Consider the following 12,279-nt stretch of genomic DNA (forward strand, 5'->3'; position numbering starts at 1 on the left):
GCGCAGGACCCAGATCGTTCCCACGCTCCGCGTGGGAATGCAGCCCGTGACGCTCCGCGTCACACCTCACTCATCCCGCGTCAACACCTCCAACAATTCAATCTCGAACCGCAAGTCGCTGCCCGGGGTGATGTGCGCGCCCATCGAGCGCTCGCCATACGCCAGGTGCGCCGGTACGAACAGGGTGCGCACCCCGCCGACTTTCATGCCCATCAGGCCGATGTCCCAGCCTTTGATCACGCGCCCGGTGCCGATCACGCACTGGAACGGTTTGCCCCGCTCCCAAGAAGAGTCGAATACCGTGCCGTCTGCCAGTGTGCCGGTGTATTGGGTGGTGATCAGCGCACCCTTGACCACAGCTTTGCCGTCGCCTTCGCGGATGTCGGTGATGTGCAGTTCGTCGCTCATGTCGCTCTCCTCGTCAATGCATCACAGCCAATGCCAGAAACGGCTCCAGAAGCCGCGCTGCAAGTCGTTTTTGCAGGCCGCGTATTGCTGCGCGTACATCTGGGAGCGGGCCTGGACTTTGCTCGCCACCGGCGGCAACCAGGTTTTGGCCGCGTAGGTGCGCTGGCGAAAGCCGCCCCAGCCTTCGTGGTAATTGAGGTATTGGTTGTAGGCGTCGTACTTGTACACGCCGTTGATGGTGTAGGTCTTGTCCATGTACCAGCCAACAAAGTCGATGGCGTCATCGAAGTTCTGGCGGTCGGCGCCGTAGCGGCCGGTGGCCTTGCGGTAGTCATTCCACACTTCATCCTTGGCTTGCGCGTAGCCAACGGCGGTGGAGACGCGGCCCCACGGGATGATCCACAACAGGTATTTGCGCGGGGTCTTGGCGTTCTGTCGAAAGCCCGATTCCTGATACATGATGGCGAACGGCATCTGGATCGGCACGCCCCAGCGTTTCTGCGTGACTTGGGCCGCGTCGTACCAGTCATCTTTTTCGCGAAAAATGCCGCAGATGTCGTTTGGCGTGCGTGGCGGCGAGGTGCCGCACGCCGCCAACAGGGTGGTGAGGAGTAAAAGTCCGACAGTTTTTGCTGCGCTCAAGGCGGCACCTTCTCGTGATACGCGTAAAAAGGCCGGCATTTTACGCATTCATCGAGGTAGATGCCGAGAGGGCATCACGTTTTGATAACGGCCGTCACCTCAAGCTCCAGCAGGCCGTTACTCGGCAAGCCCGCCACACCCACCGCCGAGCGTGCATGGCGGCCGCGTTCGCCAAACACCTCGATCAGCAGTTGCGAAGCGCCGTCGACCACCCTGGAAAAGTCCTGGAAACCTGGTGCGCCATACACAAAGCCCCGCACAAACAGGATGCGCTCGACGTTCTCCAGCCCCACCGCATGCTCCAGCACACTCAATGCCCGCAGGGCGCAGGTTTCACCGGCTTCCAGCACCACCTGCGGTGAGGTCTGGTCGTCAACCGGGCCGGTGATCACCCCACTGCCCTGCCGACACACCTGCCCGCTCACATACGCCACACCGCCGTGCACGGTCACCGGCACGTAGTCGCCCTTGGGCCCCGGCGTCGGCGGCAACACCAGGCCCAAGGCGGCGAGCCGTTCGTGAATGCTCATGCGTGCGCCTCCACGAATGCCACATGCCCGCCCAGCCAGCACCCTTGGACCTGCCCTGCGTCGTCACGGCGAAACCGCAGGGAAATTTGCGAAGGTCGGCCCATGGCACGGCCTTGGCGGATGAGTACCGGACGCTCGTCGGCGGCCACCAGTTCGTTCTCCAACAGGCCAAACGCCAGCGCCGCTGCGGCAATGCCGGTGGCTGCGTCTTCAGGGTAGCCCGAGGACTTGGGAAACTGGCGCGCATCAAACTGGCGCCGCTCCAGGTCCGAGGCCGCGTAAGGGTACAACCCCGTGGAGTCGATGCGTTCGCACAACTGCTGCATGCGCCGAAAGTCCGGTTTCAGGCCATCAAGCACCGCCACGCTTTTAAGGGCGATCAGGGTTTTGACCCGGCTGGTGCACGCGTTCTGGATCGGCAGCGGCGCCAATTCGTTGGACGTGATGCCCAGCACAGAAAGAATCTCCGCCTCCACCTCCGGGTCGTCCAGGGTCTGCACGCGGCCCTTGGGCTGGCTGATTTCCACTTGCACGTTGTCTTTACCGGCGTTGGTCACCCGCGCGTCCACCGGCCCACTGAGCGTGGTCAGGCGCAGGCGGTCCTTGTGCAGGCGCCCCAGGCGGTCCAACAGCCAGACCGCGCCCACGGTGGCGTGGCCGCACATTTCCATCTCGTGGTTGGGCACCCAAAAGCGCAAGGCAAAGTCGAACTCACTGCCGGGCGGGGCGGCAAACACAAAGCCGCATTCGTGCCCGTAGTCGCGGGCGATTTGTTGCATGTCGGCATCGCTCATGCCGTCGGCCAGGGCCACGGTGGGGGCCGGGTTGCCGCCACGGGCGGTGGCGGGGAACACATTGACCAGGTGAACCTCGGGGATCATTTCGCCTCTCCTTGCAAGCTTGAAACGGTCGGCGCCACGGCATCGACGATGCTGTTGGTGTAGACCTGCCGCGGGTCAAGCGACACCGGCTCGTTTTCCACGGCATTCATGAAGTTGATGTTTTTCTGCACGCCTTCCTGATCGATGCGCGGCGTGGCCGGGTACGACGGCAGCGAAGCCGTCCAGGCCGCATCGAAGATCGCAGCGTCGGTGTGGGCAAAGTACGGGCGCACCGATTCACGGGCCTTGTCCGGGTCGGTGGCGATCAGGTGCTCGGCGCGCCACAGGGCACGCACCATTTTCTCGGCACTGGCTTTGTTGCTGGCCAGCCAGTCTTCACGGGCGATCATAGCGGTGAACAGGAAACCGTCCAGGGGTTTGTATTCGCCCTTGGCCAGGTCCATCAGCACAAACCCGCCCTGCTGCGCCGCCGTGGTAATGGTCGGCGGCGACAACGAGAAGCCGTTGATGCTGCCCTGGGAAAACGCCGCCAGCATGTTGGGCGCGCCGCCGACGGGCATGATGGTGAAGTCCTTGTCCGGGTTCAGGCCCGCGTTCTTGGCCAGGTAACGCACCAGCATGTCGGTGGTGCTGCCGGGGCCTGCGACGCCGATCTTCAAGCCTTTGAGGGCCTGGGCCCGGGCGGCGATGGAGGACGTGGCGGACACACCCGCCGCTTTCGCCGACGGCCCGTCGATGACCACGGTGCTGCCGAACTGGGTCTGCACGGCGGCGAATGCCTGCACGTTCTGGCCCTTGGTGCGGGCCCGCACGGCCACCGCGGGCAAGCCGACGTAGGCATCGGCGTCGCGGCCGAGCACGGCGGTCAGCGCGGCCGAGCCGCCTTTTTGAAATACGATCACTTCTACGTCCAGGCCTTCTTCGGCGAAGTAGCCTTGCTTTTGCGCGACGTAGATCGGCACGTACAGGAAGCCTTCGCTGGGAAACGCGAGGGTGATTTTCTTGAGGTCCTGCGCCTGGGCGGTCGGCAATACCGACGCGATCAACAGGCTGGCAATCATCAATGGCTTAAACATGATGGAGCTCCACAGCAAGAGGGGGTTAAACCGCGACTTCACGTTCGGCTTCATTGGCCTTCCACGGCATCAACTTGCGCTCGGCCAGTTTCACCGCGGTGTTGAGGATCAGCGCCAGGGCGATGATGCCCACCAAGGAGGCGAACACCCCCGCGGTGTCGAACTGCGAGGCCGCGTCCGACAACAGGTAACCCAGGCCCCGGTTGGCGGCGATGATCTCGCCCACCAGCGCGCCGATCAGCGCATAGGGCACCGACAGGCGCAGGCCGGTAAACACCCAGGTGAAGGCCGACGGAATCACCACCATGGTCAACAGGTCGCGCTCTTTGGCGCCCATCAACCGCAGAATGGTCAACTGCTCGCGAGAGACGTTACGCACACCGCTGTAGGTGTTGAGGAACACCAGGAAAAACACCACGGCAGCCGTCAGGATGACTTTCATCGGCAGGCCAATGCCGAACCACAGGATGAACAGCGGCGCCAAGGCCACTTTGGGCAGGCTGTAGAACGCGGTCAGAAACGGGTCGAGGATGTCTGCCAGCAACTTGGCCCGGCCCAGCACCAGGCCTGCGATCAGCCCGGCCAGGGAGCCAAAGAAGAAGCCCAGCACCGCTTCAAGGGTGGTGATCCCGGCGTGGTAGAAAAACACACCATTGAGCAGGATTTTCCACAGGCTTTGCGCCACGGCGGACGGTCGGCTGATGAAAAAGTCCACGCCAAACCCGCGGAAAATGCCTTCCCACAGCAGCATCAGGAACACCAGAAACAGCAAGCGATAGACCTGGATCATACGACCTCCAGCGAGTGAGCCAATGAAGCGGGGTCGGCGGCGCCGGCCACGTCGGGGGCGAGGCGTTGCCAGAGGGCGGCGCACAGCGCTACGTAACGCGGGTCGGAACGCAGTTGCACCAGGTTGCGCTCGCCCGCCAGCGGGATGTCGAGGATGTGGTCGATGGTGCCCGGACGGCCCGCGAACACCACGCAACGGTCGGCCAACGCGATGGCTTCATCCACGTCGTGGGTCACAAACAGCACGGTTTTGTTCAGCTTGCGGCACAGGCGCAGCAGTTCGGTCTGCAGCGTCAGGCGCATCTGTGCATCGAGGGCGCCGAAGGGTTCGTCCATCAACAGGGTTTCCGGGTCGCTGGCCATTAAACGCGCCATGGCCGCGCGTTTGCGCATGCCGCCGGACAGTTGGTTGGGGTAGCTTTCGCCAAACCCGGTCAGCCCTACCAGCGCCATCAACTCTTCGACGCGGGCGTCTTGCTGCGCCTTGGGCATGCGCCGGATCTGCAACGGCACCGCGATGTTGCCAGCCACGGTGCGCCAGGGCAGCAGGTGGTCGGCCTGGGTCATGTAACCCACGCGAGTGTTGACGCCCTTGACGGGTACGCCGTCGTAATGCACCTGGCCTTCGGTGGGGCCGAACAGCCCGGCGGTCATGTTGAGCAAGGTGGACTTGCCGCAGCCCGAAGGGCCGACCAGGGTGATGATTTCGCCGCGCTGAACCTCCAGCGACACATTGCGAACGGCCACAAATTGGCGGCCCTCGACTTTGAAGCTTTTCTGCACGCCTGTGAAACGAATAAAGGGTGTTGCGCTCACCGCCCCTCCTCGTCCGGTACGCCGGACTTGTTTGTTGTTGGTGAGGTGAGCATGAACCGATGACAGATTTGTGGCGCACGGGATCGGGCCGGATCATGCGCGCAATCGGGCCATCAAACGGTGCTGGAGGGATTGGTCAGCCGCGACGCCACTCGTCGGGAGACACCCCCAACACCCGGCGGAACACATGGGCCAGGTGCGAAGGCGATTCGTAGCCCACCCGGTTGGCGACCTCCAGCACCGACATGCGCGTATGCCGCAACAGTGTCTGCGCCCGCTCCAGGCGCAGGCGCTGCACATACGCCAACACCGTCTCGCCGGTGTGCTGGGCGAACAGGCGCGTCAAATGCCGCCGCGACAGGTGAAACGCCGCGGCAAGCTCGTCCAGGCCCGGGGCCGACTCCAGGTTGCCTTCGACAAACGCCTGGATGTCGCGCACCAGCATCGCCCCGTGACGCTCGGTGGACGAGCGCTGCACGCTGGGCTGGCTCAGGGAAATCGCCAGGCACTCGAGCAACAGCAGGTGATCGGCTTGGGCCACCTGACGGCGGCGGTCAACGTACAGGTCCGGCTGGCTGAAGGCCTTTTTGGCCAGCAACAAGTGCTGCAGCGGCGCCGAGCCCTGCCAGATGCCCAGCGTGGGCACGCGTAGCAAACGGTTGGCGTCGCCCGAGAGGTCGCGCAACGCGTAGTGCATGTAGTCGGGGTCGACGTAAAAGGCCACGTGGCCCTGGCTGGCGGTGAGCGACGAGGAAGAATGGTTGCATTGCGGCGGCACCAGCACGAACTGGCGGTCGATCACCGAGGTGGTGCGCCCGCTTTCCTCGTCCGTGAAACGCAGCAGGCCATGCTCGGGGACCATCAGCATGAATTCATCGTGGGCGTGCGCGCCGGTTTCATAGGCACCGTTGGAGTTGAAGACGCTATAGATATCGCGCATCGCCAGGCACTGCCGGTGGGGTGGGAGTGCCGACACTAGCATGTTTGATGACACACCGGGCAGGCGCCGCCGCGCCGGTTGCACTATCGCGCGCGCCGGTGGTCGGACGTTTCAGGCAACTTTTTCCAGGAAAAACCATGAGCCAGGCCGTCCTTGCCAAAGAAACCACCCGCCGCCATTTGCAGCAAATCATCTACGGACTGTCCGAGGGCGTGATCCTCGCCGAAGTCGACCAGAGCATCCTGTGGGCCAATGAAGCCGCGTTGCGCATGCACGGGGTCAAGAACGTCAAGGATCTGGGCGCCAATACCCAGGCGTACGCCGAGCGGTTCGCGTTGCGTTATCGCAATAACCACGCGGTAATGGCGCAGAACTACCCGCTGGCCCGCGTAGCCAAGGGTGATGAATTCACCGACGTGGTCGTGGAAGTCACCCCTACTGACAATGACGAAAAAACCTGGGTTCACCGTATCCGCAGCCTCGTGCTCAACGACAGCGCGGGGGAGCCCGAGTTACTCGCGTTGGTGCTCACCGATGCCACCGAATGGGCCAGCGCCGAGGAGCGTTTTGAAAAAACCTTCGCCGCCAACCCGGCACCAGCGGTGATCTGCCGCTTGAGCGACTTGCGTTTCATCAAGGTCAACGCAGGCTTTCTGGAGATGACCGGCTATGGCCGTGAACACGTGATCGGCCGTTCGGTGTATGAGCTTGACGTGCTGGAACGCGCCGAAAACCGTGACCTGGCCGTGCAGCGTTTAAGCGCGGGGGCCACCATCCCGCAGATGAGTGCCGAACTGCGCCTGCCCGACGGTGGCAGCAAACTGGTGATCGTCGCAGGCCAGCCGCTGGACATGAACGAAGAGGCCTGCATGCTGTTTTCGTTCATCGACCTGGAGTCGCGCCGCAAGGCCGAAACGGCGCTGCGCCACAGTGAAGAGCGCTTTGCCAAGTCTTTTCGGCTCACGCCCGTGCCGACCCTGCTGTGCAACGCCGACAGCCGTCTGGTGGTGGACATCAACGAAGCGTTCATGACCCTCACCGGGCACACCAGCGAGGAGCTGATCGGCAAGTCCATCGAAGACATCGACGTGATCGACCAGGCCGAAGCGGGTACGCAGCTGTTCACCCGCCTGGAAAAAGCCGGCCACCTGGACAATGTGGACCTCAAGATCCGCAAGAAAGGCAACGAAGTGGTCGACTGCGTCTTGTCAGCCGACAGCGTCAACATCGACGAGGTGCCCTGCTACCTGCTGGTGTTGATGAACATCACCGAACGCAAGCGCTCGGAGCTGGAGCTGGTCGCCGCCATCGAAGAAGTGATGCAGGACGCCTCCTGGTTCAGCCAGAAACTGATCGAAAAACTGGCCAACGCCAAGAGCATCAACAGCGCCGACGTGCCCAACGTGGCGTTTACCGACCTCACCGGCCGCGAACGCGACGTGCTGGGGCTGATCTGCGAGGGCCTGGCCGACAAGGAAATCGCCTCACGCCTCAAGCTGGCCCCCAACACCGTGCGCAACCACGTGGCCACGGTGTATTCCAAGCTTGGCGTGCACAGCCGCAGTGCGGCCATTGTGTGGGCGCGGGAACGCGGGTTGTTCAGCCGCTGAAAAGAGTGCAAATGCACCAGTGCTACCAGTGCAAATGGGCCTTATTGCCCAGGTGAGCAGTGCTTAACCTTCAAGGCTTGGGCACAGGGCCCTGACCCTGCGCCGTCGACTCCATGCCTTGAAGGAACTTGCATGTTCACCCTTGCTCAATTGCGCAACTGCATCGAAGAGGCCTTGCTGCCGCTGACGTGCGAATTCACCCTGTGCCGCGATGCCTCATTGACATTGAAAGTGTTCGACGCCCAAACCGGCCGCGTGGACCTGGTGGTCACCGGTATCAGCGTCAACAAACTGCAAACCGCGCAGGAAGTCGCCCAAATGGTCGACGAGTTGCGCTACGAGCTGCACAGCAACACCGTCGGCAAGCTTAATCTGGATGACTTGCCTTCAACGACGCCCCGATAAAATAGAACACCCCGCCCCCGACGATAAACGCTGCCAGCATGTAGAACATGGTGTGGGGCGGCAGGTTGGCCAGCACCAGCCCGCACAACACCGGCCCCAACGCCGCCCCGAGGTTGGACAGGTTTTGCGCCCCGTAGTACATGCCCCGCAGGTGGTCGGGGGCGATGCGGTCGATAAACATGTACTCGGCGGGAAACACCACGATTTCGCCCACGGTGAAAATCGCCATCGCCAACACCCACCACCACACGTTGCTCGCCAGGCTAAAACCGATCACGCCCAACAGGAACATGCCCAGGCCAAAGATCAGCCAGCGGCTCAGGTGGCGCTGGGAAATACGCCGCCCGATCAGGTATTGCAGGCAAATCACCAGCCCGGCGTTGGTGGTCAGTACCGCGCTGATAATGGTGTAGGTGTATTCAGCCGTTGTGGTCGTCACCAGGTACTGCGAGAGGTAGGCCGTGAACTGGCCGAACACCACCGCGCTGAGCAGGCCGCCGACGGTGAAACACACCAGCCGGTGATCGCGCAGCAACACGCGGGCCACGGCCAGGAACGGCACGGGCTTTTGCACCGCCTGTTCGGTGCTGAGCGAGCGGTCGCCCCAGCGCCAATACATCCACAAGAAACTCGCCCCCAGCACCGCCGACAGCATGAACGGCACGCCCATGCTGAGCTTGGCCACCATCGCGCCAAAAAACGGCCCCACGGCGTAACCGATGTTGACCAGCGTGTACTTGATGGAAAACACCTCGCTGCGCGCCTCTTCGGGCAACAGGCTGGCAAAACCTGCTTTTACGGCGACATCGATCACCGCATACGCCAGGTTAATCAGGATCAGGCAGGCATAAAACCAACCGATGGTGGGCGACAGCACGGTGCCTATAAACCCAAGCACAAAGATCAGGCTCAGGCTGAGCAGCAGCTTGTAGCTGCTGATACGGTCCACCAGAAAACCGCCGTACACACTCAGCACTGAGCCGATGATCAACGAACTGCCGATCACCAGGCCCACTTCGCTGATGCTGAGGGCAAAACGGTTGGTGAGATAAATCACCAGGTAGGGAAAGGTAATGGCCTTGGCCAGTGTCAGCAGCAAGGAGGCTGACAGCAGTAAATTCACCGTACGGGGGTAGTTTCTTAAGGTGGCAAGCATCCTGCTCTCGTCTTCCAGACCAAAAAGACGCTTACCTTAACGCAAGTGACCCGACAGCCGTGAACAACCCGTTCACGGCCCCACCGTTACCCGGGTCATTTCTTGACGGGCGTGATCTCAAGGATGGTGCCGTTGGTGATTTTCACCATCACGTACTTGCCATTGACCTGAGCCCACTGGGCGTCGTCATCCGGCTGTTTGAGCCCGCGCTTTTTCCAGTCCGTGATGGCCGACTCCTTGCGCGCCAGGATATCCGGGGCACGGTCGCCTACGGTCAAGTCCCGCTGGTTGATGTTGGAGGGTTGTACGGTTTGGTCGGGCGTTTGCGCAGCCTGGGCCGTCAAGCTGACGGTAAAGCAACTCGCAGCGAGCAATAGGCAGGCAATAAGCGATTTTGATTTCATGGGCACGGACTCCAATTAATGGTTCACACCCAAGTTCCGACCGTACCACCCGAAAATCATTCATAACCAAACGCAAGGTTTTTCACCCAGCCCTACGGGCTGTTTATCAGCTAATATCGCCTCTTTTTCGGACCGATAAGGAAATCGAATGTCGCTCAACCTGTTCTTGATCATCTTTTCTATCGCTGTCTGCGTCATTGTGCTTTACATCACCGGGCTGTTTAACGAGTTGGTGAATCTGAAGAACCGCTGGAAAAACGCTTTTGCCCAGATTGAGGTGCAACTCAAGCGCCGCCATGACCTGATTCCAAACCTGGTTGAGGCTGCCAAGGGCTACATGGCCCACGAACGCCAGACCCTGGAAGCCGTTACACAAGCGCGCAATACGGCGGCGGCCTGCCTCAAGGCTGCCGCCGCAGAACCGGGCAATGCACAGACTATTTCCCGGCTGAGCCAGGGTGAAGGTCAGCTCAACTTAGCCCTTGATCGCATGAATATGGTATTTGAGGCCTACCCTGACTTGTATGCGTCGCAGACCATGCTCGAGTTGTTTGAAGAGCTGACTAACACAGAAAACCGTATTGCCTTCGCGCGTCAGTTCTTCAATGACTCGGTCATGGACTACAACATCTTCAAGCAACAATTCCCCACCGTCTTGATGGTCGGAATATTCGGTCACCGTGCAGATGCCCCCCTGCTTGAGTTTGCTGACAGTGCCCAGATCCAGCAGGCGCCGAACGTGTCCTTCACCTGATCGTTGCCAGGGACGGCTCGATGAATTTCTTTGAACACCAGGCCCGCGCAAGAAGGGCAACGACTTACCGTGTGGCGCTACTGACGTTAGTTGCCCTGAGCCCTTCTTTGCTTTGGCTATTGCTAACGACATGGTTGGATGAAACGAGTTGGGTCGGTGCGCTGGTCATTTTTTGCCTGATGATTCCCTTTATTGCCGGGGGTTACTGGTACGAAATTCGTAAGCTCAAACGGGGCGGCAGTGCCATAGCCGAACAATTGGGCGGCGAGCTCATCAGCCACAATCCAGACGAGCACGAAGAAAGACTGCTTGAGATCGTCGAGGAAATGGCCATCGCCTCCGGAAGCACAGTCCCCTTGGTTTACGTCCTCGACAAACGCGGCATCAATGCTTTTGCGGCAGGTGCCACGCCCCGTGACTCGGTCATCGGCGTTAGCTACGGCGCGCTGCTGGTGCTCAACCGCGAAGAACTGCAAGCCGTCATCGCTCACCTCTTCAGCCAAATTCACCGCAGCGACATGCGTATGGACGCAAGAATGAATGGCGTGGCCATCGGCTGTGGCTGGGTAATCACGCTGTCGGTACTGGGCGGCGGCGGGAGTGCGATCAGCGGGATTCTTCTGTTGTTGGGATGTGGCTGGATGCAACTCTACGCCCGCGTCATGGCCAGAGCTCATCGACAGCGCAAGTTTCTTGCCGACGCATCGGCGGCGCAATTCACTCGCAACCCGCTGAGTGTCGCGAGCGCGCTCAAGAAAATCGCCAGTCATGAAGATGAATCATGGGTGTTGGATTGCAGAGAGGAAGATTACCTTCAGATATTTTTCGCTGCAGCCCAACGCCACCCTGAGCACCGCGCACGCACGCCCTATCCTTCGCTGGAGGATCGGATCCGACGCATCGATCCCGACTGGGATGGCGAGTACCTCTGTATCCCTGAACTGGAGTCCTTGCTCGGCGATGACAAACACGCTCAAGAGAACCGCCGCCGGTGGAAGGTATTGGGCGCCGTCGCTAACGTTGTCAGCACGCTCAAGCACGCGGAACAAACGTCTTCTGCCACAGCGCTGTACCAGACTCGAGCAGCCTTGGACAAAATCCCACAGGCAGTCAGGACTGCTGGGCGTCATCCCAGCGGTGCGCAAGCGTTGATCTATCGGCTGCTACTGAGCCCCCAAATCGAGCAGAGAGAGCGCCAACTGACGCTACTTCGCAACTTCATTGACAAGGAAGTCGACAGCTATTTACGACGTCTGGAGGCGCCAATGGCCAATCTGGACTTATACCTGCGTCTGCCGCTGATCGACCTTTGTATCCCTGCACTCAAGCAACTGAAGACGCAGCATTACCGAATTTTCAGGACCAACCTCACGTTGTTGATCGAAACTGACGGGCGTAAAGACACGTTGGAGTGGACGTTGCTGCACATCCTGGAACTCCATTTACGCGGTAAACCAAAAGTCAAAAGCCGTTATAGGCTCGAACAACGGGCAGACGACGTCGCCCTGCTGCTGATTCTGCTGGCCTTCATGGGCCACAAAAGCGTCGCACACGCTGAACGGGCGTACTACCGAGCAAGTGACGCCTTGCCCTACTACCCACCGCCTCTCAAAGGACGGACAAGAGATCGCGGGCTGGATGACTTTGCTGAAGCACTGGACAACCTGCGCCAACTTTACCCGCAGGACAAGCAGACACTGCTGGAGATCATGGCCGTGTGTATCAAAGACGACGGTCATATCACTCCCGAAGAAATCGAGATACTTCGCGCAACGGCCGACATTTTGGGTTGCTCAATGCCGGAAGAATTGCAAATGCCGTCGTTACACACGCTCACCGAGATCGTGTCCCAGGAAGTGGTGTAACTCATCATGGCCTTGGCCGCTGAGTTTGCCGTTTAGTTGATC

Annotated in this window: 14 protein-coding genes; 4 read left to right on the forward strand and 10 right to left on the reverse strand. The window is 60.7% G+C overall.

The features are described 5' to 3' along the window. Positions 1 to 66: 66 nt before the first annotated feature. From ACW9H9_RS27390 to ACW9H9_RS27425, 8 genes are all read right to left on the reverse strand, one after another. Positions 67 to 408: an FKBP-type peptidyl-prolyl cis-trans isomerase gene (locus ACW9H9_RS27390; protein ID WP_457346479.1), complete on the reverse strand. Its 342-nt coding sequence runs from the start codon at positions 406 to 408 to the stop codon at positions 67 to 69. 21 nt (positions 409 to 429) lie between these two features. Next, entirely contained in the window at positions 430 to 1,050 is a 621-nt protein-coding gene (locus tag ACW9H9_RS27395; protein WP_457346481.1) for a transglycosylase SLT domain-containing protein, read from the reverse strand. 74 nt (positions 1,051 to 1,124) lie between these two features. Continuing rightward, positions 1,125 to 1,580, reverse strand: a complete 456-nt coding sequence (locus ACW9H9_RS27400; RefSeq protein WP_457346482.1) for a RidA family protein — start codon at positions 1,578 to 1,580, stop codon at positions 1,125 to 1,127. Beyond that, the gene (locus tag ACW9H9_RS27405) at positions 1,577 to 2,461 is read right to left on the reverse strand and encodes a PhzF family phenazine biosynthesis protein (RefSeq protein ID WP_457346483.1); all 885 of its coding nucleotides are present in this window, start codon (positions 2,459 to 2,461) and stop codon (positions 1,577 to 1,579) included. Before ACW9H9_RS27405 ends, ACW9H9_RS27400 begins: the two co-directional genes overlap by 4 nt. Beyond that, a complete protein-coding gene (locus tag ACW9H9_RS27410) occupies positions 2,458 to 3,498 on the reverse strand; it encodes an ABC transporter substrate-binding protein (RefSeq protein WP_457346484.1) in 1,041 nt (346 codons plus the stop codon). Before ACW9H9_RS27410 ends, ACW9H9_RS27405 begins: the two co-directional genes overlap by 4 nt. Before the next feature lie 25 nt (positions 3,499 to 3,523). Continuing rightward, positions 3,524 to 4,288: an ABC transporter permease gene (locus ACW9H9_RS27415; protein ID WP_457346486.1), complete on the reverse strand. Its 765-nt coding sequence runs from the start codon at positions 4,286 to 4,288 to the stop codon at positions 3,524 to 3,526. Continuing rightward, positions 4,285 to 5,103, reverse strand: a complete 819-nt coding sequence (locus ACW9H9_RS27420; protein ID WP_457346488.1) for an ABC transporter ATP-binding protein — start codon at positions 5,101 to 5,103, stop codon at positions 4,285 to 4,287. The genes ACW9H9_RS27415 and ACW9H9_RS27420 overlap by 4 nt, the downstream gene beginning before the upstream one ends. Before the next feature lie 136 nt (positions 5,104 to 5,239). Further along, the gene (locus ACW9H9_RS27425) at positions 5,240 to 6,043 is read right to left on the reverse strand and encodes a helix-turn-helix domain-containing protein (protein WP_457346490.1); all 804 of its coding nucleotides are present in this window, start codon (positions 6,041 to 6,043) and stop codon (positions 5,240 to 5,242) included. A gap of 137 nt (positions 6,044 to 6,180) precedes the next feature. Here ACW9H9_RS27425 and ACW9H9_RS27430 point away from each other — a divergent pair, with 137 nt between their 5' ends. Then, a complete protein-coding gene (locus tag ACW9H9_RS27430; protein WP_457346491.1) occupies positions 6,181 to 7,653 on the forward strand; it encodes a PAS domain S-box protein in 1,473 nt (490 codons plus the stop codon). A gap of 132 nt (positions 7,654 to 7,785) precedes the next feature. After that, positions 7,786 to 8,058 (forward strand): DUF1652 domain-containing protein, encoded by a 273-nt coding sequence (locus ACW9H9_RS27435; protein WP_457346492.1) that lies wholly within the window; start codon positions 7,786 to 7,788, stop codon positions 8,056 to 8,058. Here ACW9H9_RS27435 and ACW9H9_RS27440 read toward each other — a convergent pair. Further along, positions 8,021 to 9,214, reverse strand: coding sequence for an MFS transporter (locus ACW9H9_RS27440; protein WP_457346493.1), 1,194 nt, complete (start codon positions 9,212 to 9,214; stop codon positions 8,021 to 8,023). The two genes, ACW9H9_RS27435 and ACW9H9_RS27440, sit on opposite strands and share 38 nt — an antisense overlap. Positions 9,215 to 9,309: 95 nt before the next feature. After that, positions 9,310 to 9,618, reverse strand: coding sequence for an RcnB family protein (locus tag ACW9H9_RS27445; RefSeq protein WP_457346494.1), 309 nt, complete (start codon positions 9,616 to 9,618; stop codon positions 9,310 to 9,312). 148 nt (positions 9,619 to 9,766) lie between these two features. Here ACW9H9_RS27445 and ACW9H9_RS27450 point away from each other — a divergent pair, with 148 nt between their 5' ends. Continuing rightward, positions 9,767 to 10,372, forward strand: a complete 606-nt coding sequence (locus tag ACW9H9_RS27450) for a LemA family protein (protein WP_457346496.1) — start codon at positions 9,767 to 9,769, stop codon at positions 10,370 to 10,372. 20 nt (positions 10,373 to 10,392) lie between these two features. Continuing rightward, complete coding sequence (locus ACW9H9_RS27455) at positions 10,393 to 12,237, forward strand: M48 family metalloprotease (protein WP_457346498.1); 1,845 nt, start codon at positions 10,393 to 10,395, stop codon at positions 12,235 to 12,237. The last annotated feature ends 42 nt before the right edge of the window (positions 12,238 to 12,279 follow it).

This window comes from Pseudomonas sp. SDO5215_S409 (genome assembly GCF_054071325.1).